This is a genomic window from Nonomuraea purpurea (assembly GCF_042650645.1).
Classification (GTDB): Bacteria; Actinomycetota; Actinomycetes; order Streptosporangiales; family Streptosporangiaceae; genus Nonomuraea; species Nonomuraea purpurea.
The window spans coordinates 424,712-451,484 of the sequence record NZ_JBHSBI010000005.1 but is presented as its reverse complement, the minus strand read 5'-3'; the positions used below and the strand labels follow the sequence as shown (position 1 = coordinate 451,484).

General features: G+C 68.5%; 22 protein-coding genes and 1 tRNA gene. 8 read left to right on the top strand and 15 right to left on the bottom strand.

Annotated elements, in window-relative coordinates:
- Window positions 1-30 precede the first annotated feature (30 nt).
- The 3 genes from ACFOY2_RS13345 to ACFOY2_RS13335 are packed head-to-tail and all read right to left on the bottom strand — an operon-like array spanning window position 31 to window position 3,969.
- A complete protein-coding gene (locus tag ACFOY2_RS13345; protein ID WP_379528286.1) occupies window positions 31-906 on the bottom strand; it encodes a hypothetical protein in 876 nt (291 codons plus the stop codon).
- Window positions 884-2,203, bottom strand: coding sequence for an MFS transporter (locus tag ACFOY2_RS13340; RefSeq protein ID WP_379528285.1), 1,320 nt, complete (start codon window positions 2,201-2,203; stop codon window positions 884-886). Before ACFOY2_RS13340 ends, ACFOY2_RS13345 begins: the two co-directional genes overlap by 23 nt.
- 11 nt (window positions 2,204-2,214) lie before the next feature.
- Window positions 2,215-3,969: a carbamoyltransferase N-terminal domain-containing protein gene (locus ACFOY2_RS13335; protein ID WP_379528284.1), complete on the bottom strand. Its 1,755-nt coding sequence runs from the start codon at window positions 3,967-3,969 to the stop codon at window positions 2,215-2,217.
- 358 nt (window positions 3,970-4,327) lie between these two features.
- On the opposite strand from ACFOY2_RS13335, the gene ACFOY2_RS13330 reads away from it, so the two are divergent.
- On the top strand, window positions 4,328-5,425 hold the full coding sequence (locus tag ACFOY2_RS13330) for a GNAT family N-acetyltransferase (protein WP_379528283.1): 1,098 nt from the start codon (window positions 4,328-4,330) through the stop codon (window positions 5,423-5,425).
- 497 nt (window positions 5,426-5,922) lie between these two features.
- Window positions 5,923-6,969: a site-specific integrase gene (locus ACFOY2_RS13325; RefSeq protein ID WP_379528282.1), complete on the top strand. Its 1,047-nt coding sequence runs from the start codon at window positions 5,923-5,925 to the stop codon at window positions 6,967-6,969.
- A gap of 208 nt (window positions 6,970-7,177) precedes the next feature.
- Here ACFOY2_RS13325 and ACFOY2_RS13320 read toward each other — a convergent pair.
- Window positions 7,178-7,251 (bottom strand) — tRNA-Arg (locus tag ACFOY2_RS13320).
- A gap of 375 nt (window positions 7,252-7,626) precedes the next feature.
- Between ACFOY2_RS13320 and ACFOY2_RS13315 the strand changes: the two genes are divergently transcribed.
- Together ACFOY2_RS13315 and ACFOY2_RS13310 are read left to right on the top strand one after the other, a co-directional pair.
- Window positions 7,627-8,409 (top strand): phosphotransferase, encoded by a 783-nt coding sequence (locus ACFOY2_RS13315; RefSeq protein WP_379528281.1) that lies wholly within the window; start codon window positions 7,627-7,629, stop codon window positions 8,407-8,409.
- On the top strand, window positions 8,393-9,334 hold the full coding sequence (locus ACFOY2_RS13310; protein WP_379528280.1) for a cobalamin biosynthesis protein: 942 nt from the start codon (window positions 8,393-8,395) through the stop codon (window positions 9,332-9,334). Before ACFOY2_RS13315 ends, ACFOY2_RS13310 begins: the two co-directional genes overlap by 17 nt.
- Window positions 9,335-9,455: 121 nt before the next feature.
- Here the strand turns inward: ACFOY2_RS13310 and ACFOY2_RS13305 are convergent, their stop codons facing one another.
- Window positions 9,456-10,235, bottom strand: a complete 780-nt coding sequence (locus ACFOY2_RS13305) for a hypothetical protein (protein WP_379528279.1) — start codon at window positions 10,233-10,235, stop codon at window positions 9,456-9,458.
- Window positions 10,236-10,366: 131 nt separating this feature from the next.
- Between ACFOY2_RS13305 and ACFOY2_RS13300 the strand changes: the two genes are divergently transcribed.
- Complete coding sequence (locus tag ACFOY2_RS13300; protein WP_379528278.1) at window positions 10,367-11,095, top strand: AfsR/SARP family transcriptional regulator; 729 nt, start codon at window positions 10,367-10,369, stop codon at window positions 11,093-11,095.
- On the opposite strand, the gene ACFOY2_RS13295 is transcribed toward ACFOY2_RS13300, so the two are convergent.
- Together ACFOY2_RS13295 and ACFOY2_RS13290 are read right to left on the bottom strand one after the other, a co-directional pair.
- A complete protein-coding gene (locus ACFOY2_RS13295) occupies window positions 11,086-14,091 on the bottom strand; it encodes an AfsR/SARP family transcriptional regulator (protein ID WP_379528277.1) in 3,006 nt (1,001 codons plus the stop codon). The genes ACFOY2_RS13300 and ACFOY2_RS13295 overlap by 10 nt on opposite strands.
- A 30-nt stretch (window positions 14,092-14,121) precedes the next feature.
- On the bottom strand, window positions 14,122-14,748 hold the full coding sequence (locus ACFOY2_RS13290) for a hypothetical protein (protein ID WP_379528305.1): 627 nt from the start codon (window positions 14,746-14,748) through the stop codon (window positions 14,122-14,124).
- A 20-nt stretch (window positions 14,749-14,768) separates the two neighbouring features.
- Here ACFOY2_RS13290 and ACFOY2_RS13285 point away from each other — a divergent pair, with 20 nt between their 5' ends.
- Entirely contained in the window at window positions 14,769-14,933 is a 165-nt protein-coding gene (locus ACFOY2_RS13285; protein WP_379528308.1) for a hypothetical protein, read from the top strand.
- Here the strand turns inward: ACFOY2_RS13285 and ACFOY2_RS13280 are convergent.
- A complete protein-coding gene (locus ACFOY2_RS13280) occupies window positions 14,909-16,471 on the bottom strand; it encodes an ABC transporter substrate-binding protein (protein WP_379528276.1) in 1,563 nt (520 codons plus the stop codon). The genes ACFOY2_RS13285 and ACFOY2_RS13280 overlap by 25 nt on opposite strands.
- 159 nt (window positions 16,472-16,630) lie before the next feature.
- On the opposite strand from ACFOY2_RS13280, the gene ACFOY2_RS13275 reads away from it, so the two are divergent.
- Window positions 16,631-18,517, top strand: coding sequence for a sensor histidine kinase (locus tag ACFOY2_RS13275; RefSeq protein ID WP_379528275.1), 1,887 nt, complete (start codon window positions 16,631-16,633; stop codon window positions 18,515-18,517).
- Window positions 18,510-18,866, top strand: a complete 357-nt coding sequence (locus tag ACFOY2_RS13270; protein ID WP_357807933.1) for a DUF742 domain-containing protein — start codon at window positions 18,510-18,512, stop codon at window positions 18,864-18,866. Before ACFOY2_RS13275 ends, ACFOY2_RS13270 begins: the two co-directional genes overlap by 8 nt.
- Before the next feature lie 6 nt (window positions 18,867-18,872).
- On the opposite strand, the gene ACFOY2_RS13265 is transcribed toward ACFOY2_RS13270, so the two are convergent.
- From ACFOY2_RS13265 to ACFOY2_RS13235, 7 genes are read right to left on the bottom strand one after another with little or no spacing between them, the layout of a single operon-like run.
- Entirely contained in the window at window positions 18,873-19,742 is an 870-nt protein-coding gene (locus tag ACFOY2_RS13265) for an ABC transporter ATP-binding protein (protein WP_379528274.1), read from the bottom strand.
- A complete protein-coding gene (locus ACFOY2_RS13260) occupies window positions 19,739-20,485 on the bottom strand; it encodes an ATP-binding cassette domain-containing protein (RefSeq protein ID WP_379528273.1) in 747 nt (248 codons plus the stop codon). Before ACFOY2_RS13260 ends, ACFOY2_RS13265 begins: the two co-directional genes overlap by 4 nt.
- On the bottom strand, window positions 20,482-21,336 hold the full coding sequence (locus ACFOY2_RS13255; protein ID WP_379528272.1) for an ABC transporter permease: 855 nt from the start codon (window positions 21,334-21,336) through the stop codon (window positions 20,482-20,484). Before ACFOY2_RS13255 ends, ACFOY2_RS13260 begins: the two co-directional genes overlap by 4 nt.
- Window positions 21,333-22,349 carry an ABC transporter permease gene (locus tag ACFOY2_RS13250; protein ID WP_379528271.1) on the bottom strand — a complete coding sequence of 339 codons (1,017 nt, stop codon included), beginning with the start codon at window positions 22,347-22,349 and terminating at the stop codon, window positions 21,333-21,335. Before ACFOY2_RS13250 ends, ACFOY2_RS13255 begins: the two co-directional genes overlap by 4 nt.
- A 2-nt stretch (window positions 22,350-22,351) precedes the next feature.
- Window positions 22,352-23,965: an ABC transporter substrate-binding protein gene (locus ACFOY2_RS13245; protein WP_379528270.1), complete on the bottom strand. Its 1,614-nt coding sequence runs from the start codon at window positions 23,963-23,965 to the stop codon at window positions 22,352-22,354.
- 23 nt (window positions 23,966-23,988) lie between these two features.
- Window positions 23,989-25,551, bottom strand: a complete 1,563-nt coding sequence (locus ACFOY2_RS13240; protein WP_379528269.1) for a hydantoinase/oxoprolinase N-terminal domain-containing protein — start codon at window positions 25,549-25,551, stop codon at window positions 23,989-23,991.
- Complete coding sequence (locus tag ACFOY2_RS13235; RefSeq protein WP_379528268.1) at window positions 25,544-26,602, bottom strand: DUF917 domain-containing protein; 1,059 nt, start codon at window positions 26,600-26,602, stop codon at window positions 25,544-25,546. The genes ACFOY2_RS13240 and ACFOY2_RS13235 overlap by 8 nt, the downstream gene beginning before the upstream one ends.
- Between the last annotated feature and the right edge of the window lie 171 nt (window positions 26,603-26,773).

The following is a 26,773-nucleotide window of genomic DNA, read 5'->3' as shown; positions in this document are numbered from 1 at the left end:
ACGCGGAAACCGCCGAGAAAAAGAAACGACTCACTCATAGCCGTACTGCTCCAGCAAGTCGCCGTGCACCTCTTTGAAACGAGCCAGGTTGGCATCGGTGAACTTGTCCCGCCATGCTCCGATCCTCCCCTGGAAGAAGCTCCAGGAGCCGGGATCGTAGATCCGGTCCAGGACCTGCTCAGGATCGCGGTCATCACCGATGTGCCGCAGCAGTCGCGTGACCGCGTCGAGCTGCCCCTCCCGTGAACCTCCGCCGTTCGGGCCGACCAGGTCTTCGTACCTGAGCTTGCAGACGTTCGGGTGGTTGAGAAGCCAGGTCGCCCTCTCGAATTCCGTTCGGGCGATGAACGACGGCTCCCGAAGGACGTAGTCGATCTTCTCTTCCCAGGTCGGCTTGGTCTTCAGGATGGCGTTGAAGAGATCGTATTCATAGAAGTTCCCATATCCCTGCCGAGTGCGGCCCTCAATGAAGTTGATCAAAGAAATGACGACGTCGCGGGGGTCTCGATAGTTGAAGATGAGCGGCGGGTTGCCGGTCTCGATCCACTCGCCGAGAAAATTCCCGTCCACGCGCGCAAGGTCCAGCTCGTGGAAGATCCAGCACAGGCCCGGAGGCGTGTCGGCGAATTTGGCGTAGGAGATGTGATCGTTGGTGATCACCTGGTCCGTGTGGTCGTGCCGTGCCTGACCGTACCGGTTGACCACCTGCTGACCGAGGCGGCGCTGCCAGTGCCAGAGCAGTGCCGACCATGCCTCGTCGGTACGGCGGAAGAACTCCTCGGTACCTTCCAGATCGAGCAGTTCCTTGTAATCAGACTCCGAGTAGACCAGACTGGCGGTCTTTTTCCGCTGCTCGATGTCGAAGTGGGGAACATTCGAGGGCTCAGGACGGGGGACGCCCGCCATCTTGTACCCCAGGTGCCCCATGAGCCCCTGCATCATGTGCGTGCCGGTCTTCTGCAGAGAAATCACCATCACGCGTGGCGCTTTCCGCATGTAATTCTCCTTCGATTGAGTTTTTGGCGTCGACCGTCGTCCGTGCCAGCCGAAGGGGCGAGGTGAACAACACGAGCGAAGACGCGGTGAGTGACACCGTGGTCAACCACAATGAGGTGGAGGTCCCGGCCAGATCCGCGAGAGTTCCGCCGAGCAGAGAGCCAAGCGGCATCATCCCTACCGTCGCCATTCGATAGGCGGCGGTGACGGGACCGAGATGCCGCTCCGGAGGGAGAGCCTGCCGGAGACTGATCGCGAAGACGTTGTAGAGCGCGAGCGCGGCGCCGTTGACCCCGAAGGCCAGGCATATCAGCGGCAGCGAACCACCCGCCGCGGGCACCACCAGAAGCGCCGCGGCGGCCACGAAGATGGAAACCCTCAGTATCCACCCGAGATGCAGGCCGCGTCCGGCCGGGCCGGCCAACAGCGAGCCGACAAGGGCGCCGACGCTTCCCAGCCCGATGACCGCACCCAGCGTCCCCGCCGAGAGTCCGAGCGTGTGCAGGCCGTGGAAGAGGAAGATGGTGAGAAATGCCTGCTCATGCAGGTTGAAGAGACTGGACTGCAGGCAAAGGTCCCGGATGGGACGGCATTTCCAGACGAAGGCGAGGCCTGCCCGTACGGACGGCCGCTGAGCGAGCCCGGCCTCCTCGGCGGCGGGCCGGAGCAGACCGAACACCAGCGCGGAGAGCACGAACAGCCCTGAGGTCACACCCACCACCCAGGGGAAGGGCAGTGACTGCACCAGGAAACCCGCCAGCGCAGGACCGGCCATCTGGGCGACCGACGTGGTGGCCTGGATGAATCCGTTCGCCGAAACCAGACTCTCGGCGGGTAACCGGCGGGGAATCGTCACCTGATATCCGACGTCGTACAGGAGACTTACCAGGCCGATCGCCGCCGCCACGGCGAGCAGGGCCCACACCGTGAGGCCCTGCGCCGCGTACAGAATTCCAACCGCTCCGAAGGCAGCGCCACGGAGAAGGTTCGTGACGATCAGCAGCCCACGCTCGGGGAACCGGCCTACCCAAACCCCTGCCAGCAGAGAGAAAGCCAGCACGGGAATGGTCTGCGCCGCGGATACCAGTCCGACCTCGCCGGCGCTGCCGCGCAGCACGGTCGCGACCGCCAAGGGCAGAAGAAAGACGGTGATCTGGTAACCGAAACGCGCGCCGATCTCACCGAACCACAGGGTACGGAACGTCACCGAACGAGCGATCAATCTTGCGGGCCGCCGATCTTCCGATAGAGCACTCCTTCGCTCCACACCAGATCGATCTGTCCCCACTCCATGGCCGAGGCCGCGTCGGGGAAGAATCCGTAGCCGTTGAAGTTGGCGCTGGTGTTGCACAACACCGGGATGCCGCTCCATTTGTGGTACTCGCGCAGAATGGTGGCGAGCACCGGGTCGTCCGCGCGGCTGACCGTCTGAAGCCTCGCGGTGCCGTCAAGGTGCATGATGGCGGGTACGCGGTCCACCCACTCCGGGCGAACCAGATGGTCGAAGAGCATGTACGGGTCAGGCGTGCCCGGGTCGAAGATCTCCGGGGCATGCTCGACGAGGCAGATGGGCGCCACCGGCCGATAAGGCTCGCGCTTCTTGGCCCGGTTGAGGAGGTCTTTCATCGCCGGGTCCACTGCGGGAGCGATGATGCTGCGCCCGCCCAGAGCCCGGGGGCCGAGTTCGGCCCGGCCCCGCAAGAGGACGGCGGGCTTTCCGGTCTGATGCAGGATGCGAGCCAGTTCCTCCGGGCGGCATGGGGAGGCGCTCCAGCCCACCGGCACATGCGGACTACGCCGGAGCTCAGGCCCCAGGCGGGCCTCCCACTCGATGCCGGACAATCCCTTCACGTGCGCGAACTGCGTACAGGCGGTTCCAATGGCGGAGCCGGAATCATCGGGGAACGGGGGGACCCATACGCACTTGAACATGGGATGTGCCCGCAGCGCGCTGTTCCACTTGATGTTAAGAGCGCAGCCACCGGCGAAGGCGAGGTTCCACGGCCCCTCTCCCTTCCACGCCCGGATCTTCGCGGTAAGGCGTTCGACGAGGAATTCTTCGACGAACTGGTGCATGCTGGCGAGCACATCGTCTTCCGAGGCGCCGATCCGTTCAACCTGGTCACGAATCTCCGTCAGGTAGGCGTGGACGTAACGGTGAGACGGCTCGCCGTTACTGCCACAGCCGATGACCTGCCGACGATAGTCAGCCACCGACGGGGTGTCGGCCTCGAAATGACGGAGGAACGTGCCGCGGATGATCTCCTGGATCTCGTCCTTGGGCGTGCCCATCGCTATGTAAGCCATCATCTTGCCGGCCACCGAAAGGTCGTCGACCACCTTCGACTGGTCGCCGCTCGCCCTCCGCCATGGTCCGAAGTGCTGCGCCGCCATCGCGTAGGAGTGGCCAATCAGCGGGAAGACCTCTCCGCCGTTCTCCACTTGCCCTTCTCGGGTGACGTAGTAGAGGCGGGGGAAGCAGCCACCGTCCCATACCATCACGAAGGATTCTTCGTTGTCCCTCGCGAAAGGGCTGGAGCAGTAGGCGGCACCGAAGTGGCTGGACATATGAACGAAGCTGCTGTAGGTCACCGTCTGCCCGCCAAGGGGTATCTGCCCCACGTAACCGGGCTCGACCAGAGAGGGGACGGTGTCGGTCTCCCGATAGGGGGCTACCGTGACATTGATCGGGTTGCTGTGGTCGAGAAGGGTCAGGACGTGGTTCGTCGGACCGTCCCACCCATCGATCGCCCAGTGATCGACGTCGGAAACCTCGTAGCCGAATTCGGCGAGCATCCGCGGGATGACTTCCAGGTCGGATACCGGACTATAGCGCGGACTATTGTCCTGCTTCTGTACTTCGAGATTGAAGATCAGCCGACCATCCTCGACTAGGGCGAGACCTCCACTGTGAGTCAACTTCAAGCCACCGACGATCATCGGATTGCCTTTCCCCAGCGTAAGGGCGAGCATGTGACGAGTGGGACGAACTATACGCAGATCGCTATCGCATGCTTCATGAGGCAACTTGCCGTGTCAAGCCCTCTTGCGCCAATTCTCCCAGGAAATCAAACCGTCCGCATCGGCATCGTGAGCACATTAGCGAGATGCCAAAGTGTTACCCTATCGGAAAACCATGAAATGGTCGCTGAAGTGGCGTTCCATACGGCACTCTTGACACGCCCCCGCGCACCGTGTCACCCTCTCATGGGCTAGCTGATCAGGCTAATAGAGAATGAACAAATAGATTTACGTCCCGCGTCCAGAATTCCCAATGGATCCTATATTTTCTGACCCTTTAGGCGGCATGAGTTCTGACGCTTGGGACTCCATGACCAGCAATGTCTTCTATTCCTCACGCCATTGGCTGCACTTCTGCGCCGACATGTCCGGGGCGCCCTCAGGGGCGGTCTCCGCAGCGCTTCCCGGGGGCGGCGCCTCGGCGCTGCCGGTCTCCAGGGTCGAGGGCATCGCCAACACGTTCTACGACTGGCGCGCGATCCTCGGCAAGGAGGGCCTTCCCGGGCCACCTCCCAGCGGGTTGCTGGTGGGGCCGCAACGTGGATACCAGACGCATCTCCTGTCCACGCCGGGCGCCAAGCCGGCAGACGCGGCAGCGGGAGTGCGTGGCGTGCTTGAGGACGTCGACCTCACCGTGATGGCGATGTTCCTGAACAGCCACGACACGGCCGCGTTGAAGGAGAGCGGGGTGCACGCCCTCCCCCTGCTGCTCAACGCCGACGCATGGCTGCACATCCCCGGCGGAGGCTGGGAGGCGTGGCTGAGCTCCCTGGGCAAGCGTCGCAGAGAGATGGTCAGGAGAGAGGTGCGGCGTTTCGCCGAGGCGGGCTACGAGATCACGGACGCTCCGCTCAGCGCGTGGATCGATTCCGCCGCCCGACTGCTGGCGAGCACGGAGGCCAAGTACGGACACCACAATCACGCCGCCTCCTACGTCCGGCTGCTGACCGGGCAGGTGAAACATCTGGGGACGGCCGGTCGCGTGATCATTTGCGCTCCCCCGCACGAAGCGCCGGTCGGCTACGCCCTCTACTACATCCATGGCGACACCCTCTTCATACGCTCGGCCGGATTCGACTATCCACGGCTTCGCAACGCCGCCGAATACTTCAACGTCGTGTTCTATCTTCCGATCAAGCAAGCCATCGAAGCAGGCGTGAGCTGGGTGCACGCGGGCATCGAGTCCACCGAAGCCAAGGCGTTTCGTGGCGCGCAGCTCAGACCGCTCTGGTTGCTGGACCTTTCCCGGCGTAGCGTTCTGGAGGACCAAGCCGATGCCATTCGCAGCGCCAATACCAGAATTCTTTCAACCATATTGAAGTCGCCTTTCCTTGCTAAGGCGTGGAATCCGGGGGAAGGCGTTGCGGACTGGTTCGAATCCAGCGATCAATCGGTGTTCCCCACCTGAAAAATGGAGCTGGTCACTTGACACAGGTTGAATACAAAGAGTCCTGAAGTCGTGACGGACAACGCTCCCTGCGGTACGACCGTGCATGCGTTATGCACGAGGGGCCTGGCATACGCCCGCGGAGCAGGAGCGGCGGGAGCGGGTACGGCTGCAGGCGGCCGAGGTCCAAGAGCCTGGAAACCTACGACGCCTACCTGCGCAGGCGCTGGGCCGAGGATGCACCAGCGCCGAACTCCTCTACCAGGAACCGCAGTCATGGGGGCGATCATGCCTGCCAGCGCTGAAACGCCAAACCCTGAGGCCAGTCCCAACGGCCGAGTTTCCGGCACCCAAAGCACGACAGATATTCCGGCGCCTAGACCATCTTTGCAAAGGCGATCATTGCTCATGGTCGACTGCTTGACAAGGCCAAGGAGACCACCCGCCGCTCCTACGAGGGCCACATCCGCCTCTACCTGACCCCCTATCTGGGGCGGCTGCGGTTGGAGCAGCTCAAAGTGAGTGACATCGCGTTGATGTTCGAGCAGATCGAGGAGTTCAACGACACCATCACCGAACGCCGCACCGACCCCGACCCAGTCGTGCGGGCAAGTGTCAAGTATCGCCGGCCGATCAGCGTCACCACCATGCACAACATCCGCGCCACCCTCCGCCACGCGCTCAACATGGCAATGCGCCAGGACCGGCTGATCGACTTCAACCCCGCCGCCGTCCTGGAGATGTCCGCCAAGACCCGGCCCAGACCGCTGGTGTGGACCGACGCCCGGGTCCGTTCCTGGCAGGAGGACTACCGCAGCTACCGGGAGGCGGAGAAGCAGCGTCGAGGTGGGCGGCGGGTCGACCCGATCGACGCCTATACCAGCGTGCCCCGCTCCTCCCCCGTCATGGTGTGGACACCGGCACACACCCGCCTGTTCCTCGAAGAAGCACGACGGCATCGCCTCTTCGCCCGGTATCAGTTGATCGCGCTGCGCGGGCTACGCCGAGGCGAGGCATGCGGGCTGCGCTGGAAAGAGGTCGACCTCGACGGCCACAGCCTCACCGTGAACTGGCAACTCGTGCAACTGGCCTGGCAGGTCCACGAAGGCACACCGAAAACCGACGCCTCCGTACGCACCATCGCCCTGGACACCGACACCGCCCAAGTCCTACGTGCCCACCGGCAGCAGCAACTGCAGGAACGGCTGGCCATGGGCGAAGCGTGGACCGACAGCGGATTCGTCTTCACCCAGCCCGACGGCAACCGCCTGCATCCACAGCACGTCTCCGACCAATTCCTCTGGCTCGCCTACCTCGCCGGCCTGCCACCCATCAGGCTCCACGACCTGCGCCATGGCGCCGCCTCGCTCATGCTGGCGGCCGGAGTGGAGATGAAGGTGGTCCAGGAAACGCTGGGCCACACCTCCAGCGCCTTCACCGCCGACACCTACACCTCCGTCTACCCACAAGTGGCCACGGCCGCAGCCGAGAAGACCGCCGCCCTGCTCTTCGGAGGCGAAGGGGACCAGGCCGAACCCGGGAAACTCATCTCGCTGAGAAGCTGACAGTCGGATAAAGCATCCGGCCCCGCACTCGCCGCCTGCTCGCGGCGAGGCGGGGCCGCTGTTCTTGCCGCAGTAGTCGGAGGCGGCGAATAGATCATGGTGTGTGCGGGGTTGGTGCGCGCGAGCACGCATGGAGCACGCGAACGCTAGACGAAAATTCTAGAACGCATCCGATCCCGCATCATCGCAGGTCAGAGCATGATCAAAGCGCGCCCTGCAGGATTCGAACCTGCGACCGTCGGATTAGAAGTCCGGTGCTCTATCCAGCTGAGCTAAGGGCGCTCCCGCCTTATTGTGCATGATCCGGCGACTTGTCACGCACAGGTTTTCCATGTGTCAGCCTGTCGACCTGATCACACCCCGCCTGAGCAGGGCCCCCAAGGCCGCGGGTGTCAGTGGTGCGGGGTCTTCGAAGCATATCGGAGGTGGGAGGAAAGGGAGAAAGCCGGGGAAAAGGCTCAGACGGCGTGGCGGGCGTGCCCACAGTAGTCTCGCTGGCACCTTTAGTCCCATCTTCGGTGGCCCCGTCCAGGTTCCGATGGGGGCTTCTGACCGACGGTGGGGTGTGACAGGTGGCGACCGGGTTGGGGGTGGTGCGACACAGGAACGAGCAAAAGGCCAGGCGGGGGCGATCAGTTGGGTCTAAGCTGTCTTGGCATGGTCGCGACGCTCCTGCATGAGATTCCCCTGCAGGGCGGGGACGTGACTGACGGGGTGGTGCGCGTTGGGGACACCGTGCGCAGACCGGCCAGTTCATCGACGCCCGCCGTGCATGCCCTGCTCCGACATCTGGAGGCCGCCGGGTTCGCCGGGGCGCCGAGGGTTGTGGGGATGGATGGGCTGGGGCGGGAGATTCTCACCTACGTTCCCGGGAGCACCGGGTTGCGGCTGGAGAGTGTGAGCGAGGAGGCGCTGGCCGGGTTGGCCGTGCTGGTGCGGGAGTATCACGATGCGACGGCCGGGTTTCCGCTCACGTTGGAGGGGTGGGAAGGCGGGTCAAATGATGACAAATCGCCAGAAATCATCGGGCATTGTGATTTAACGCCGGAGAACGTGGTGTTTCGGGAAGGGCAGCCCGTTGCGCTGATCGACTTCGATCTTGCCCGGCCCACGACCCGGCTGTTCGACATCGTCACCACCCTCCGCCACTGGGCGCCCATCGCCGATCCCGTCGACCGGCCGCCGCTGCTGCGCAATCTTGACGTCGGAGCGCGACTGCGTCTGTTCTGCGACGCCTATGGCGTTCATCCCCGCGATCGCCGCCGCCTGCTCGACCTGGCCAGGACACGTTTTCACCGTTCGTACGGCGCCATGCGCACCCGCGCCGCGACCGGCGGCAACTGGGCGAAGATGTGGGCGGGCGGGGCCGGGCAGCGCATCCGGCGGGCTGCGGCATGGCTGGATGTCCACGAAGATGAGCTTTATGCCCATTTGGTATGACCCGGTCGGTCTCGCCCTCGGTGTAGCCCTCGATCACCTTTTTGCTGATCCGCGCAGTGCCGCCCATCCGGTCGCGGTGTTCGGGCGGGCCGCCACAAAGCTGGAAAAGGTTGTGTACGAGGACAGGAAGGCCAACGGGGTCGTTCTGGTGGCCGTCTGCGTCGGCGGGGCCGCCGGGCTCGGCGTGCTGGCCCAGCGCCTGCCGAAAGGCGGTCGTACGATCGCCACGGCCGTGGCGACCTGGGCCGTGCTCGGCGGCACGACGCTCGCCCGCGAAGGCGCCTGCATGGCCGACGCCCTCGAACGCGACGACCTGTCACGGGCTCGCGCACGGCTGCCGCATCTGTGCGGGCGCGACCCCCGCCAGTTGGAGGCGCCCGAACTGGCCAGGGCGACGGTCGAGTCGCTGGCCGAGAACACCTCCGACGCCGTCGTGGCCCCGCTGTTCTGGGGTGCGGTGGCGGGGGTGCCGGGGCTGCTGGCGTACCGGGCGATCAACACGCTGGACGCCATGATCGGCCACCGCTCCCCTCGGTACGAGCGGTTCGGGTGGGCGGCGGCCAAGCTCGACGACGTGGCGAACTACGTGCCCGCGCGCCTGACCGGCCTGCTCACCGTGCTGACCGGGCCCGACCAGAAGAACGCGCTGGCCATGTTCAGACGGGACGGCCACCGCCACCCCAGCCCGAACGCCGGCCGCTGCGAGGCCGCGTTCGCCGGTGCGCTCGGGGTCACGCTGGGCGGCACGAACGTCTACAGCGGTCGCACCGAACACCGCCCGACCATGGGCAACGGCCCCAAACCCGACGTCAAGGACATCCGCCGCGCGGTACGCCTGACGCGCGCGGTGAGCCTGGCCGCCGCCGCAGCGGCCGTGACGACAGCCTGGTTGCTGGCCTCCAGACGCCGTGGCGCCCGGCCATGACGAACAGCGCGTTCACCGATGCGGAGAACGCGCTGGAAGGCCACCCCCCTCCGCACTTCGGCGCGAGGCTGTCTTTGGAGAGGGGTGGGAGTGATACCGCTAGGCCCCGGAGGCGGCTGAACTAGCGGCTGGTCCAGAGCGGCTTGTTGGCGCTGGAGTAGATGATGACCCGGCCGTCGTTGCTGACAGCCAGCCAGGCGCCGGGGTTGCCCGCGGTCTTGGTCGTCCACAGGGCCTTGTCGTTCCTGTCGACGACGACCCAGTTACCCTCGGCCTGCATGATCGAGCGGGCGCCCGGGTGTCCCGCCGTCGGGGTGGTGAACAGCGGGCGCTGGCCGTCGTACAGGACCGCGTTGCCCTCGTCCTGCTGGATCAGCTTGTAGCGGCCGTTGTCCGACTGCACGACCTGGCCGGGACGGAGCACGTGCCCGGAGGGCAGCTTGCCGATGTAGGCCTGCGAGGACCACAGCGGCTTGTTGGTGCTGGAGTAGATGACCAGGTTGCCGCTGGCCTCCGGCAGCAGCAGGTACGCGCCGGGGTTGCCGGCCGTCGGCGTCGACCACAGCGGCTTGTTGTCGACGCCGTAGATGACGAGGTTGCCCTCCTTCTGCATGGTCGCCTTGGCGCCGGGCTTGCCCGAGGTGGGCGAGGTCCACAGCGCCTTGGTGCCGTCGTAGAAGACCAGGTTGCCCTCGGCCTGCTGGACGAGCTTGAAACGGCCTCCCCCTGAGGTCAGCGACTGTCCGGGCAGCAGCCAGTCGCCGGGGCGGAGCCGGTCCTTGGCGGCGGCGGCCGTGGCGGCGACGGCGGCGTTGCTCGGCTGCGTCATGGCGATGGTGGCGACCGGCCCTGCGAGGAGCGAGCCCGCCATGACGGCGATCGCGGCCTTCTTCGTGATCAACTTTCTTCTCTTCCTGTATTGGCGAAGGTCGTGAGTGAGTGAAGTGACGACGGTGGCAGAGACCGTTGGCGTTCTGTTGGCGTGCCAGGCTGTTTAGCCACCTTTTAGCGATTGCTGCAATCCTGTGATGAATGGATCACGTTGAGTTTCGCCTGCTCGGGTCCATTGACGCCTGTGTTGGGGGACGCCGCCTGGATCTCGGGCCGCGTAAGCGTCGTTATGTACTGGCCGCGCTGCTGCTGGACCTGAACCGTCCGGTGCCGGTGGAGCGGCTGATCGACGCCGTGTGGGAAGGCGACCCCCCGGACAGTGCGCGGATGACCGTGCAGGGACATGTTTATCGGTTGCGTCGCACGCTGCCCGGCGTGCGGGTGGAGACCGACTCTTCCGGCTACGTGCTGCGTACCGACCCTGGGCGGGTCGACGCGCTGCGTTTTCGGGGGCTGCTCGCCGAGGCCGCCGCGCGGGACGACGAGTCCGGCGCGGACCTGCTGGACGAGGCGCTCGGGTTGTGGAGCGGCCCGGCGCTGGGCGAGGCGAGCGGCGGCAAGACGCTGGAGGTGGCGGCGGTCGAGCTGGAGGAGGCGCGGCTGGCCGCCGTCGAGGAGCTGGCGCGCAGGCGGCTCAGGCTCGGGCAGCCTGAACGTGTGGTCGCGCCGTTGCGGGCGACCTTGACGGCCAATCCGCATCAGGAGCGGCTGGTGTCGCTGCTCATGACGGTCTTCTACCGGCTCGGACGGCAGGCGGAGGCGCTCGAACTGTATGAACGCACCCGCCGCCTGCTGGCCGACCAGCTCGGCGTGGACCCGGGGCGGGAGCTGCGCACCACGTTCGAGTCGTTATTGGCGCATCACGTCTGATCGAGCACGGCCAGCGCGGCGGCCTCGTCGAGCCGGTGCCCGAACTCGCGGTGCACCTCGGCGGCTTTCTCCGCGTACTCGCGTCCTGCGTCAGGAGAGCCCTTACGCAGGTGCAGCTTGGCCTGCACGGTGAGCGCCTGGCCTTCGAGCCTGCGCAGCCCGTACCGCACGGCCGAGTCGAACGCCTGCTCCGCCGCGGCGGCGGCCTCGTCCCACCGGCCGCCGTCGAGGAGCACCTCGGCCAGCCAGACGCGGGCGCGGACGTCGAGGTAGGGGTAGGTCCGGTCCTGGTAGGAGGCCAGCACGTCGTGCAGCATGCCGACGCGTTCGTCGAAGGGGAGGGAGTCGTCCACGCGGGCGAGCGTGCTGCGGGCCTCGTCGTATTCGCTGCCCAGCCCTCGGGCGCGGGCCACCTGGATGGCCCGCGCCGCCAGCTCGGCGGCGCGGGCGCCGTCGCCTCCCATGTGGTGCGCCATGGCCGCGCTGGACAGCGTGCCGGCGAGCTGGCCGCCCTTCGCCAGCGTCATCCCCTCCTCGAAGGCGTCCACGGCGGCCCCGAGATCGCCCAGGGCCAACTGGATGTCGCCGATGATGGAGTAGGCCCTGGCCTTCCACACCGGCGGCTCGCCGAGCGCCTCCCTGATCCGGATCGCGCGGAGCTGCCGCCGCAGCGCCTCTTCCGCGCGGCCCGCCCACACGAGCTTGATGGCGTAGTTCTCCAGCGTGGCGGCCAGTTTCGCGGAGGGCTCGAACGCCTCCCACATCTTGATGACGCGCTCGTGGTTGGCCACGCTCTCCTGGAAGTCTCCGAGGCTGGCGCTGAGCACGACGAGGTTGGTCAGGGTCAGCAGCGTGCCGGTGTGCCAGCCGACCTCGGTGTAGAGGTCGGAGGCGATCTCGCTGTGGTGGATGGCCGAGCGCGGCTCGTTGAGCACGAACTTGGCGTTGGCCAGCGTGTGGTGCATGCTCGCCTGGCCGGCGCGGTCGCCCGCGCGTTCGGCGGCGGCCAGGGCGCGGCGGGCCAGGGTGATGATCGCTTCGGGCTGGTAGCCGGCGTACATGAAGGCGCGCAGCGTCTCGACCAGCCGCCAGAGCATGCGGTCGCGGGCGTGGTCGATCACGGCCAGCAGGTTGTGCTGCTCTGCCTGGAGCCAGGACTCCGCAGCCTCCACGCCGGCGAACTCCTCGCCGTCGTAGGGCGCGTCGTCGGCCGAGAGCGGCAGCAGGTCGATGGAGGGCGCCAGCAGCGGGGCCGCGGCCCGCGCGGTGTGCAGATAGTAGGCGTGCAGCCCGGCGGGGTCGTCGTCGCCCACCGTGCAGTGTTCGCGGGCGTAGAGGCAGACCAGGTCGTGCAGCCGGTAGCGGCCCGGCACGTGCTCCTCGACCAGGTGCGCCGAGGCGAGTCTGGACAGCAGCCGTTTGGCCGTGGCCGGGTCGGTGCCCGCGAGCCTGGCGGCCGAGGCGGCGGTGAAGTCGCAGCCGGGAACCAGCCCGAGGCGGCGGAACAGCAGCTGGGCGTCCGGCGCGAGCGCGGCGTACGAGCCGGCGAACGCGGCGGCCACCGTGGCCTGCGCGTCGCCTTCGACGGCCAGCGTGCTCAGGCGGTCGGCGTGCAGCTCCTTGATGTACTCGCGCAGGTCGGCCCGGCCGATGAGGTTCGCGCCGGCGATGGCCAGGGCCAGCGGCAGGTGCCCGCACAGGGCGGCCAGCTCGGCGACGGCCACGGGGTCGGCCTCGACCAGATCGGGGCCCACCAGGTCGGTGAGCAGGTCGCGGGACTCCTGCGGGGTGAGCGTGGCCAGCCGTACGCTCTGGGCGCCCTGCAGCGCCAGGCCGCGCAGCGCGTCGCGGCTGGTGACGATCACGGCGCAGGACGAGCCGCCGGGCAGCAGCGGGCGTACCTGCTCGGCGCCGGCGGCGTTGTCGAGCACGAGGAGCACGCGTCTGGTGGCCAGCGTCGAGCGGTAGACGTCGAGCTGTTCCGCGGCGCCGCCGGGCGCGGGCACGCCGAGCGCGCCGAGCAGGCGCGGCAGCACCCGCTCTGGTGGCAGGGGGGCGCCTTGGCCGTAGCCGCCGAGGTCGACGTAGAGCTGGCCGTCGGGGAAGTCGTCGGCGATCTGGTGGCCGACGTGCACGGCCAGCGCCGACTTGCCGATGCCGGCCGCTCCGGTGACGACGGCGACGCGGCCGTCGCACAGCAGCCGCCGTACGTGTTCGGCCTCCGCCCGCCTGCCCACGAAGCCGGCGACGTCTCTGGGGAGCTGGCGTGGCACCACCGGGCGGTGACCCTCGACGATGCGCTGGTGCAGGTCACGCAGGCGCGGCCCAGGATCGACGCCGAGTTCGCCCGCCAGCAGCCGCTGCACGGCGTGGAAGAGCTCCAGCGCCTCGGCCGTTCGGCCGTCGTGCCACAGCGCGGTCATGGCCAGCGCGTGCGGCGTCTCCCTGAGCGGTTCCTCGTTCCTCAGTTCCTGCAGCAGCGCGGGCACCTCGCGGTGGCGGCCGAGCTCGATCAGGGCGGCGGCGTGCTCCTCGACCAGGTCCCAGCGCTCGCGCAGCAGCGGCACGCGTACGCGCTGCTCGACCCAGGTCGCGCCGAGGCCCTGGAGCGGCTGTCCACGCCACAGGCCGAGCGCCCGCTCCCAGACGACCACGGCCTTGTCGGGCCGTCCTGCGGCCCTGCCCTCGGCGACCAGGCCGCGGAAGCGGCCCAGGTCGATGTCGTCGGCGGGCACGGCGAGCGCGTAGCCGGCGGTCGTGGTGGCGATGCGGTCGCCCAGGGTCTTGCGCAACTGCGACACCTTGAGCTGGACGATCGTCTTCGCGGTCTTGGGCGGGTCGTCCTCCCACAGCGCCTCGATCAGCCGGTCGACGGGGACGTACGCGCCGAGGTGGACCGCGAGCAGCCCGAGCACGCACTGCTGCTGCGCGCCTTCGATCGCGAGGTCAGCACCGCCTTGGCGGACCTCGACGGGGCCGAGCACGCGGATGTCCATCGCGCCCGAGCATAATGCAGCTTCAGGAGGTCAGCGGGCCGCGCTGCGCTCCACCCCGACGGTGATCTCGTTGCCGAGCCTGCGGCCCATGAGCAGGTCGAGGTCATCGCCGCTCCAGAACCTGCCCGGGTCGTACCAGTTGGGCCGCCGCCCGCCCTGCAGGAGCCCCATCTCCTCATAGGTGACCGCCACGACCTCGGCGCAGTAGGCGCTCTCCAGCGTCTGCTCCCTGCGGCTCCTGCGCGGGACGCGTCCCCTGGCCCAGCGGGCGGCCAGCCGGGCCGTCGAGGGGAACGGGGTGCCGTCGAGCCTGGCGACCGTGCGCAGGGCGGCGTCCTCCATCTCCTGCGTGGCCTCCGGTTCGAGCTGGCGCAGCCAGGCCCGCTGGCCGTATCTGTCGGCCCAGGTCGTGACGGCCTGCCGCAGGTCGTGGAGCTGCACCCCGCGGTGGTGGGTGCCCGACCACAGGTCGAGCAGCGACCTGCCGAGTTCGGCGTGCCACATCATCGGCGGCAGGTCCTCGATCACGATGGCCATGCCCACGTGGTTGACCGGGCTGTTGGTCATCGTCTGGATGGCGCGGTCAGGCACCGAGCGACCGCGGAAGATCCACAGGTCGCCGGTCCTGGTCACCTTGACGGCCTCATCAAGAGTCAGCACACGGCTAGCCTAGGCACATGCGCTGGTGGAAGATGCTGGGTCTGGCGGGAATCATGGGTGTGGCGGCCACCGGAGTGGTGATCGCGCGGGCCGAACGGCGCCGCAGGGCCTACACCCCCGAGGAGATCAGGCTGCGCCTGCGCGAGCGGGCCGAGGCTCAACCCGAGGGCCGCAGCTCGTAGACGAAGACCACGTCGGGGTAGGCCGGGTTGTCGTCGTAGCCATGCACCCCGCTCAGGTAGGCGCGCTGGTAGGTGACCACCCACGGCAGCGAGGCGGCGGCCCGCTGGTCGAGCACGCGGACGGTGGCCTGCTCGTAGGCCCGCTGCGCGGCCGGCCTGTCGGTCACCGTCAGCTCGGGCACGGTGTCGAGCAGCGCGTCCAGGCTCTGGTCTGCCAGGTAGGTCAGGTTCATCTCGGGCGGGTTCGCGCTGTGGAAGACGTTGCCGAAGTAGGAGTAGCCGTCGGCGTAGTCGGGCCACCAGTACATCGCGAGGATATCCTGGCCGCGTTTCTTGCCCTGCGCCCACTGGGCGTTCCACGGCATCGGCGTGGCCTCGATCGTGACGTTCAGCGGGCGTAGCGTCCTGGTCAGCCTGGTGGCGAGCAGCCGCCAGTCCGAGTCGCCCTCCCCGTACGTCATCCGCAGCCGCAGGGGCCTGCCTCCCGGTCCGTACCCGGCCTTGGCCAGCCACTGGGCGGCGCGCTCCAGGTTCTGCCGGGGGACGCGGCCGGCCACGTGGCCCATCAGGCCCTCCGGGATGACCCCGCTGGCCGGCGCGACGGCGCCCTTCAGGTCTCTGACCACCCCTCGGTAGTCGACGGCCTGCTGGATGGCGCGGCGCAGGCGGATGTCCTTCATCGGCCCGCTCGCGGTGTTGAACAGCAGCATCGCGGTCTGGAACGAGGGCCGTTCCGATGTGCGCACGCCCGGCGCCGCGGCCGCCTTGGCGTACAGCGGGGGGCTGAGCCGCTCCACGAAGCTCACCTCTCCGCGCTGCAGCATCTGCCAGGCCTTGTCGGGATCGGGCACGACCCGGAACTGGATCGAGTTGTAGTGCGGCCGGTTCCATCCGCCCCAGTACTTGTCGTAGGCCCTGAGCGTGAGCTCGGTCTCCTTGCCCTTCTGCCAGCTCGCCACCGTGTAGGGGCCCGAGCCCGCGTCCTTGCCCTGTTTGAACCATTTCCCGAGGTCGGAGGCCGCCTGGGTGTCGTAGATGTAGGCCGCGTACCCGGCCGAGGCCACCAGGTCCAGGGGCACGGGGTACTTCAGCGCGAACGTCACCGTGAGGGTGTCCTCGACCCTGATCGAGGAGACGGCGTCCCAGATGTAGGAGGCGCCGCTCTTGGTGCTGATGGTGCGCTCGACGGACGCCTTGACCGCGGCGGCGTCCAGTGGCCTGCCGGTGTGGAAGGTCACGTCGGGGCGCAGGTTGAACGTCCAGCTCCGGCCGTCGGACGAGGTCCGCCACGAGGTGGCCAGTCTGGGCTCCGACTTCTTGGTGACGGGGTTCCAGCGGGTGAGCGTCTCGTAGATGTTCTGGAAGGCGACGATCTCGTTGGAGTAGGACCTGCCTGGGTCCCACTCCGTGATGATGTCCAGGTTTTTCACGTAGACGAACGGCGCCTCCCCCGCGGGGGCCTGCGGGACCTCCACGGGTGCCGAGCAGGCCGCGAGGAGCAGCAGCGCGGCGGCCGCTGCGAGACGACGGCGCAACACATCTCCCTCTGTGACCGATGTACCCGGGAAACCTACTCGAAGATCGATGACTTGTGTCCAAAAGCCCCGAAAAATTGGGCAATCTGGTGATCGAATTGCTATTCTCTGAGCTTGTCCCGTCCGGGGTTGCCAGCTTGGGACCGACCGGAGTGAGGTGCCATGGGTCGCAGCCGAACGATCCGCATGAAGATCATCGGACTGCTTCTGGTGCCGCTGACCTCCATGGTGGTGTTGTGGGGGGTCATCACCGCAGTGACCGCCACTGAGAGCTTGGACTTACGCCAATACAAGACGGTCTGGACGAACCTCCGCCTTCCCGCCTACAAACTGATCAACGAGATCCAGCGCGAACGTCTGGTCTCGGCCCGGCTCCTGCGTCACACGGCGGACAAGGCGGCGGTGGACACCCAGCGCATCCGTACCGACGCCGCCCGGGAGGCGTTCAGGAAGCTCTCCAACGATTCCAAGGACAGATCTGAAGAGATCCGCACACAGGTGGACGCGGTGTACACACAGCTCGACAGGCTCGACGCGATCAGAGGAGAGATCGACGCGGACCTGTCCAACCGTCTGCACACCGTGGAGAGCTACAGCGCGGTCGTCGACACGCTGTTCGACCTGCACAAGCGGGTGGCGATCATCGACGACATCCCGATCTACGAGCAGTCGCGCGTGGTCATCGACATGGGCTACGCCAAGGAGCTGCTCACCAGGGAGCAGGCCATCGCGCTCGGGCCGACCACGCCCGCGGAGCGCCGGCTGTTCACCCAGCTCGCCGGCAACCGGCGTTTCCTGGTCGACCAGGCGCTGTCCGAGCTGGACTCGAGCCTGCGCGACACCCAGGTCTCGCTGATCGCCTCGCCCGAGTACCAGCGCATGCGGCTGATGGAGGACCAGGTCATCGCCGGGGCCGCGCCCCAGGGCTGGCTGAACACCACCGAGGGGCTGGCCAAGTCCTTCCACGAGGCGCAGATGCAGGCCAGCACGATGCTGAACGCCCGCGCGGCCCCGGTGGCCGACCAGGTGCTCAACAGGGCGTTCCTGCTGGCGGGAACGGGCCTGGCACTGGTGGTGCTGTCGATCGCGTTCTCGCTGCGGATGGGCGACCGGCTGTCCAAGGAGCTCGGCTCGCTGCGGCTGGCCGCGCTGGAAGTGGCCCAGGAACGGCTGCCGCACGTGGTGGCCAAGCTCCGCAAGGGCGAGAAGGTCGAGATGCCGGAGCTGTCGGTGGCCAGCACTACGGTCGAGATCGACGACGTCGGTCAGGCCTTCTCCACCGTGCAGCAGACCGCGGTCGAGGCCGCGGTCGGCCAGGCACAACTCAGCGAAGGGGTCGGTCACGTGTTCCGCAACCTGGCCAGGCGCAGCCAGGCGCTGCTGCACCGCCAGCGCATCCAGCTGGAGGACATGCAGCACCGGGCCACCGACCCCGAGGCCCTGGACGACCTGTTCAGGCTCGACCACCTGACCACCCGCATGCGCAGGCACGCCGAGGGCCTGATCATCCTGTCGGGCGCCACGCCGGGCCGGGGCTGGAGCAGGCCCGTGCCGCTGCTCGACGTGGCCCGCGCCGCGACGGCCGAGGTCGAGGACTACCGCCGGGTCACCGTCGAGCCGATGTCAGGCAAGCGCCTGGCCGGGCCGGTGGTCGCCGACCTGATCCACCTGATCGCCGAGCTCATCGAGAACGCCACCGTCTACTCCCCCGAGCAGACCCCGGTCATCGTGCGCGGCGAGGACGCGGCCCGCGGCTTCGTCTTCGAGGTCGAGGACCGAGGGAACGGGATGGGCCCGGAGGAGATGGACGAACTCAACGAACGGCTGGCCAGCCCGCCGGAGTTCGACCTGGCCGACAGCGAAAGGCTCGGCCTTTTCGTCGTCTCCCGCCTGGCCGCCAGGCATGACATCCGCGTGACGTTGCGCGGTTCACCATATGGAGGGACCACCGCGATCGTGTTGATCCCGGAAGAGCACGTGGCCGATCCAGAACCGGAGGCCCCCGTGCAAGAGCCCGCGCGACCCATGCGGGTGGTGCGCAGTGACTGACGAGCGCTGGCTGGACGAAGACGCCGGCCCCATCGTCCCCGCCTATCTGCTGACCAGGGGCCGGACGGTTCCCGCGAGCGAGGCCATCGACCTCATCGCGGTGATCATCACCTCCGGCGGCCTGGCGCCGCCCGTCGGCCTCGGGCCCGAGCACCTGATCATCCTGCAGAAGTGCACGAAGCCGACGCGGCTCGTGGACGTGGCGGCCGAGCTGAACCTGCCCATCGGCGTGGTCCGCGTGCTGGTCGGCGACCTGCATGCGCAGCAGCTCGTCCAGGTCGAGCACCCGCCGCCCGCGCCCGACGCGAAGGTGCTGCTGGAGGTGATCAGCGGCCTGAAGGCGCTGTGAGCCTTCCTAGGCGAGGACGTCCTCCGCGCGGTGGCAGGCGACCTGACGGCCTGCCAGCTCTCTGAGCGGGGGCGGCTGCTCGCATTCCGGCGCGGCCAGCGGGCAGCGCAGCCTGAACGGGCATCCGCTCGGCGCGGGCACGGCCTCCGTCCTGCCCTTGGCCTCGGGCGGAGGGCCGCCCAGAGTCGGCACGGCGTCGCGCAGGGCCCGGGTGTAGGGGTGGGCCGGGTTCTCCAGGAGGTCGTCCGTGGGGCCCGACTCGACGACCCTGCCCGCGAACAACACGTGCGAGGTCCTGCACAGCCGCCGCACGACCGCGAGGTTGTGGGTGATGAGCAGGCGTTCGGTGTCCAGGGCGGACAGGAGGTCGAGGATCCTGGCCTGGACGGTGACGTCGAGGGCGCTGGTGGGCTCGTCGAGGATGAGCAGGCGGGGGCCGACCGCCAGGGCGCGGGCGATCACCACGCGCTGACGCTGGCCGCCGGAGAGCTGGTGCGGCCTGCGGGTGGCCAGTTCCGGGTCGAGGCCGACCTGTTCGAGCAGGTCCTGCACGCGTGATCGGGCGCTTCTCGGCAGGGCCTCGGCTATCGAGGCGCCGATGCGCATGCGGGGGTCGAGGGCTTCGGCTTGGAAGACGGGTTGGACGTCTTTCCGGAACGTCCGCATGTCCGCTTTTTTGAGCGTTTGGTCGCCGTACCAGATATTTCCGGAGATGGGGGTGAGGAGGCCCAGGAACGCGCGCGCCAGCGTCGTCTTGCCCGAGCCGCTCTCCCCGATCAGCCCGACGCCGCCCTCGGTGATGTCCAGGCTCACCTCGTGGACGACGGCGCGCTTGCCGTACGCGAGCGTCACCCGCTCGGCTCGCAGCAGGGTCACGGCAGCGCCTCCAGCAGTTCGCGGGTGTAGGGATGGGACGGCTCGGACAGCACCCGCTCGGCCGGGCCCGACTCCACCACCGCGCCGTCGCGCATGACGAGCACCCGGTCGGCGATCGTGGAGACCAGTGCCAGGTCGTGGGAGACGAGCAGGAGGGCCAGCCCGCGCTCCTGCCTGAGCCTGCGCAGCACGCCGACCACCTCGGCCTGGACGGTCACGTCGAGGGCGCTGGTGGGCTCGTCGGCGAGGATCACCTCGGCGCCCAGGGCGATGGCCAGCGCGATCGCGAACCGCTGCGCCTGGCCGCCGGAGATCTCGTGCGGGTAGCGGCGCAGGATCTCCCTGTCGAGCATGACGGCCTCGACGGCCTCGGTCATGATCTCGTCCAGGCGTCGGTTCTCGCCGACGCCGTGGAGTTTGAGCGCGCGGCGCATCAGGACGCCGAGGCGGGTGGCCGGGCTGAGCGCGGCCTGGGGCGACTGCATCACCAGCGCCACCCTGGCGCCCCTGATCGCGCGCAGGCGGCGCGGGGAGGCGGTGAGCACGTCGACGCCGCAGACCATAATCTGTCCGGAAATTTCGGCATCTGTGGTGAGGCCGAGGAGCGAGAGCAGCGTCGTGGACTTGCCGGAGCCGCTCTCCCCCACGATCGCCACGCACTCCCCCGCGCCCACGTCCAGCTCGGGCACGTCGGCGACGAGCCGCCCCGCGTACCTGACCTGAAGATCGCGCACTTCGATCATCGAACCGCCCTTCGCGGGTCGAGCGCGTTGCGCAGCCCTTCTCCGAGCACGTTGAACGCGAACGCCGTCACCAGGATCGCCAGCCCGGGGAAGGTGACGACCCACCAGTTCGTGGTGAACAGGCTCTGGCCCTGCTGCACCATCAGCCCCCACTCCGCCGTCGGCTCCTGCGCGCCCAGCCCCAGGTACGACAGCGCCGCCGAGGTCAGGATCACACCGCCCGCGTCCAGGGAGAGCTGGACCAGGACGGGGGTGAGCGAGTTCGGCAGCACGTGGCGCACGATGATCAGCGGCGCGGGCACGCCGAGGCAGCGGGCGGCGTCCACGTAACTCCGGGTGGCGATCGAGGCGGCCACCGAGGCGGCCAGGCGGGTGTACCAGGGCCACCACGTCACCGCGATGGCCAGGACGACCGTGGTGACGCTGGGCTGGAGCACGACCGCGAGGGCCAGGGAGAGCAGCAGCGCGGGGAAGGCCAGGAAGACGTCCGTGATCCGCATGATCACGTCTCGAAGCCGGCCGCCCGCGTAGCCGGCGACCACGCCGAGCGTGACCCCGGCCAGCGAGGAGACGGCCAGCACGGCCACGGCGATGAACAGCGAGGTGCGGCCGCCGTACAGGATCTGGGTGAGCACGTCGCGGCCGACGCCGTCGGTCCCGAGCCAGTGGGCGGCGCTCGGCGGCAGGAGCTGCTCCAGCGGCTTGGGCTCGTTCGGCGGGTACGGCGCCAGCCATGGCGCCAGGACCGAGGCCAGGACGACGAGCAGGAGGAGCACGGCGCCGAAGGCGGCGAACCGATCGGGGATCCGGGGCAACAACGTGCGGCGCAGCGGCGCCTCCTTCGCCTTCATCGCGCCCTCGTTCGCGGGTCGACGAAGCCCTGCAGCAGGTCCACGACCAGGTTGGCCAGGACGTACACCACGGCGACCAGCAGCGTGACGCCGGCGATGGCCGGGGTGTCCAGCGAGCGGATCGAGGCGGCGGCGTACCGGCCCAGGCCCGGCCAGTTGAAGACGGCCTCGACGAGGAAGCCGTTGACGATCGCGTAGGCGAAGACCAGGGCGATCAGCGACAGGACGGGGTTCAGCGCGGGTCTCAGGGCGAATCTGGTCAGGATGGACGTCTCGCCGAAGCCGAGCGCCCGTTCGAGCCTGGTGTGGTCCTGGCCCGCCTCCTCGATGAGGGCGGCCCTGGTCATCTGGGCGATCACGCCCGTGGGGTAGGCGGCCACGACCAGGGCGGGCAGCACCAGGTGCTGGAGGGTGCTGGTGAAGATGGGCCAGTTGCCGGTGATGAGGGCGTCGACGATGGTGATGTTCGTCCACAGGGTGAGGGGGCTGGTGGTGTCGAGGGAGGAGTCGTACTCGCCGGCGATCGGGAACCAGCCGAGGTTGCTGGCGAAGATCAGCTGCAGGGCCAGGGCCAGCCAGAAGACGGGGACGGAGACGGCCAGCATGCTGGTGAACCGCACCCCAAAGTCCGGAAATTTCGCCTTATAGCGGGCGGCGAGCACTCCGGTCGGGATGCCCACGACGACCGCGATGAGCAGCGCCGTCCCGACCAGCTCAAGAGAGGCGGGAAAGGCGAGGTAGAGGTCGTCGCGCACGGGTTGCCTGGTACGCAGGCTGATGCCCCACTCGCCCGTGAGCAGGTCCCGCACATAGGCCAGGAGCTGCATGGGGAGCGGGTCGTCGAGCCCGAACCGCTCGCGCGCCGCCGCGAGCTCCTCGGGCGTGGCCTTGGGCCCGGCGAAGGCCACCGCCGGGTCGCCGGGCACCAGCCGCATGATCACGAACGTGAGCACGACCACGCCGGCCACGACCAGGAGGGCCTGGCCGAGCCGGCGGGCCAGATAACCGAGCATGGTCAGCTTGCGCGCTTGAGGTCGTAGAAGAAGACCACGTTGGGATAGGCGGGATTGTCCGTGTATCCCTCGACGTCCGCGGTCAACGCGCGCTGGTAGACCTGGACGTACGGCACCGCCACCGCCGCCTGATCCTGGATGATCTTCTTCTGCAGGCCCTGGAAGGCCTGGTCGGCCTTGAGCGGGTCGGTCGCCGCGAGCTGCGGCAGCGTGCCGATCTCGGCGTCGATCTGCGAGTCCTTCAGGTAGGACAGGTTGAGCTGCGGCTTGTCATTGCTCTTGAACACGTTGACGAACCACGAGTAGGCGTCCGGATAGTCCGGGTACCAGTACATGACGAAGATGTCCTGCCCCTTCTTCTTGCCCAGGTCCCACTGCGCGTTCCAGGTCATGGGCTTGGCCTGCAGGGTCACGTTCAGCTTCTTCAGCGCCGAGCTGAGCAGCGTGACCAGCAACTTCTGGTCGTCGTCGCCCTGGCCGTAGGTCAGGTTCAGCTTGAGCTCGGGGTTGTCGGGGCCGTACCCGGCCTGCTGCAGCAGCTCCTGCGCCTTGGCCAGGTCCTGCTTGGGCTGCATGTCGTTGGGGTAGCCGAGCAGCCCCTGCGGCACCAGGCCGCTGGCCTTCTGCCCCGAGCCCTTGAGCGCCGCCGCGAGGCCGTCGTAGTCGATCGCGGCCTGCAGCGCCTGCCGGACCCTGACGTCCTTGGCCGGGCCCTCGGCCGTGTTGAACAGCACCAGCAGGTTCTGGAACGAGGGCGACTGCGCCGTCCGCACGCCCTCGGTCATCCCGGCCTGCTCGAAGAGCTGCGGGTTCAGGCGCTGGACGAAGTTCACCTCGCCCCGCTGCAGGAGCTGCCAGGCCGTGGTGATCTCGGGGGTGACGCGGAAGGCGACCTTCTTGTACTGCTCGGGCTTCCAGCCGCCCCAGTAGTCCTCGTACGCCTTCAGCGTGAGCTCGGTCTCCTTGCCCTTCTGCCAGGAGTCGATCGTGTAGGGGCCGGTGCCGGCGGTCTTCTTGCCGTCGGCGTCCACGGCGTCCACGTCGTAGATGTAGGCGGCGTAGCCGGAGGAGGCGATGAGGTCGAGCGGGGCGGCGTACTTGAGCGTGAACGTCAGCGTGGCCGCGTCCACCGCCTCGATCTTCTGGACGGCGTCCCAGATGTAGGCCGCGCCGCCCTTCTTCTCGATCGTCCGCTCGATGGCCTTCTTGGCGGCCTCGGCGTCGAGGGCGGCCCCGGAGTGGAACTTCACCCCCTGGCGCAGCTTGAACGTCCACTCCTTGCCGTCGTTCGCCGAGGTCCACTCGGTGGCCAGGCGCGGTTCGGCCTTGCGGGCCTGGGAGTTGTACCGGGTCAGGCCCTCGTAGATGTTCGTCAGGGCGATGATCTCGTTGGAGTAGGAGGTGGCCGGGTCCCAGTCGGTGACCACCTCGAGGTTGGGCACGTAGACGAACGTGCCGTCGTTTGCCTGCCCGGCCGTGGTGGCCTGGCTGCTGCTGCTCCCCTGCGGGGCGGGCGTCCCGCCGGCCCCGCGCACCTGACCGCCCGCGCACGCGGATGCGGTCAGGGCCAGGACACCGGCGACCCCGGCGACGAACAGGCGCTTGTGCCAGCGCATGGTGGGGGGATCCTTTCGATCTGTCACCGGGCGAGGGGTCCGGCGGCTTTGACGTGTACCCGCACGGCGGGCTCGGAAAGGTAGCTCAACGGCACCTCTAGGAGATCGACGATCTCGACGCCGGAGGGATCCGCCCCCGCCGCCACGGCCCGCGCGGCCGCCTCCTCCTTGGCCTTTTCGATCGCCTCTGACCGGCTATCTCCCGCAGGCAAGATCGTATCGACTCTGCCGCTCGCGAGCGCTATCGCGGCGCCGACGGCGTTGGCCACCTCCGCGTGTTCGGGGCGGATCACCCGGCTCGCGCCGGGGATGCGGTCGGGCAGCATGAAGGCGCCGCCCCCCACCGCGACCAGGGGTCTGTCGGTTTTGCCGAGCGCCATTCTGTCCACGGCGTCGATGACCATCTCGTCCGCCGTGGCCACCGCCCTTTGCAGGATGTCTACGATTTCTTCCGACATGTCACCTTTTTGGAGGCGATCGCGCCATTCGGTGGCTTCATCAGGGGTGCGGCCCGCCGCGACGGCCGCGTCCGTCATCGTCGCCGTGCCTCCCCCGAACACCAGCGCCTCCTCGACGATCCGGTAGCCGACGGAGCCGGGGCCGATGCCGCCGCTTCTCACGATGGTCCCGCCCCCGAGGGCGATGGCCAGGATGTCCGGCATGCGGAAGTTGGTGAGCACGCCGCCGATCTCCACCGCCGCCGCCGACTCCCTGGGGAAGCCGCCTACCAGCACCCCCAGGTCCGTGGACGTGCCGCCCACGTCCACCACGATCGCGTCCGCGACTCCCGACAGGTACGCGGCGCCGCGCAGGGAGTTCGCCGGGCCGGAACCGATCGTGGAGACCGGCAGGCGGGCGGCGTGCTCCACCGTCATGAGCGTGCCGTCGTTCTGCGCCAGGTACGGCCTGGCCGCCAGGTTCCGTTCCGCCAGGGCGGTCACCAGCGCGTCGGTCACGTGGGCGGCCACCCCGTACAGGGCGGCGTTGAGCACCGTGGCGTTCTCGCGTTCGAGCAGGCCGAGCGCGCCGATCTCGTGGCTCGCCGAGACCGGCAGGCCGTACTCCGCCCTGACCAGCTCCTCGACCAGGCGCTCGTGCTCGGCGCTCGCCGGGCTGAACACGCTGGTCACGGCCACGGCGTCGGCCCGCGTGGCGTCCAGGAACCTGCGGACCTCGTCCAGGCCCGGCGGGCTGATCTCGCGGCCGTCCACGTAGTGGCCGCCCGGCACGATCGCCTCCCCCGCCGAGACGGCCTCGCGCAGGTCCTCCGGCCAGTCGGAGAGCGGGGGGACCGAGGTGGTGGCGGGGGCGCCGAGGCGGACGACGGCGACGCGGCCGAGGTTCCTGCGCTCCAGGATCGCGTTGGTCGCGTGCGTGGTGCCCAGCATGACGCGGCCGATCCGTCCCACGCCCGCATCCAGCTCTTCCAGTACGGCGTCCAGGGCGGCCCGCAGGCCCCCGGTGACGTCCGGCGTCGTGGGCCGCTTGGCCTTGGCGATCACCCGGCCGCCGCCGTCCAGCACCACCGCGTCGGTGTTGGTGCCGCCGACGTCGATCCCGACCCCGAGCTCCGGCAGGTCAGCCATGCGCTGTCAACTCCTCGACCGGAACGTAGTCCAGCTCGTACCCGAAAGCCTTCGGCCCGGCCGTCTCCAGGCCCTTGGGGGTGCGCCAGAGCGGGTCGCACGGCCAGGCGAGGACCGTGACGCGCTGGCCGTACCTGAGTGCCTCGGTCTGGACGGCGGCGGCGGTCTCGGTGTCCACGACGGTGATGAGGTCGGGCACCATCGCGCGGACCCGGCCGTCCTCGACGGCGACCAGGTTCTCGTTCTGGAGCTCCACGCTCAGGGTGCGGCCCCGGTCCTCGCCGGTGCCCTCGATGGTGGCCGTTCCGCGGACGAACCCGCCCGTCGTCCGCCGTTCCACGTCCGTCAGCTTGCCGGTGATCAGCCTGGCGGCGCCTAACCGCTCCTGGAGCGCCCGGAGGGGATCGGCCGCGCCCTCCGTGGCCCTGCCGACCTCGATGGCCCGCGTGACCGTGCCCTCGATGACCGCGCCCCTGGTCTGAGCGGCGGTGAGCACATAATCGGCCATCAGCGCGGACGAGCCCGCCGCCACGCACACGGCCCGCGCCAGCCGTTCCGACCACAGGCCGTCCACCGGGCGGATGGTCACCACGTTCCCCGCGACGTCCGTCATGATCACCAGGTCGGCCGGGAGCCCCGCCACGTACATCGAGACCATCTGGACCTCGGGGAAGGCCCGTCCCATGCCGTCGGCGTCGAGCAGCGGCAGGCCGAGCTGCGCCGCCCAGGCGACGGGGGCCACCCCGTTGGAGCCGCCGATCTCGGAGGACATGATCGCGCTCGGGGGGCGGCCGAAGATCCGCTCGACCTCCTCGGCGATGCGTTTGGGTTCGTCGGCGCTGTGGATCATCTCGTGGCTGACGGTCGGCGCCCCGATCCCCGACAGCGGCAGGACCAGCGCGTCGTCCGCGAGGTCGCCGAGTCTGACCAGCGGAACCTCGCCGTACTCGCGAATGGCACTGACGGCGGCCAGCGACCCGGTACGCACATCGCCCCCGCCTCCAGTGCCCAGGATGGCGCACCCCCGGGCGAGAGCCGGGACGTCACTCACATGAATGCTGCTCATATGGCGACACAACCAAGCACATACCACCTCAAAGCGCCAGTCCGGCGGTCGAGAAAACCCGTTGCGCCACCCCGTTCGGGCCCGCCAAGATCGAACCTGACCCCGTCGAAAGGACGCCGCCATGGCCACCAGGCGAATGCGCATGCGCATGCCACG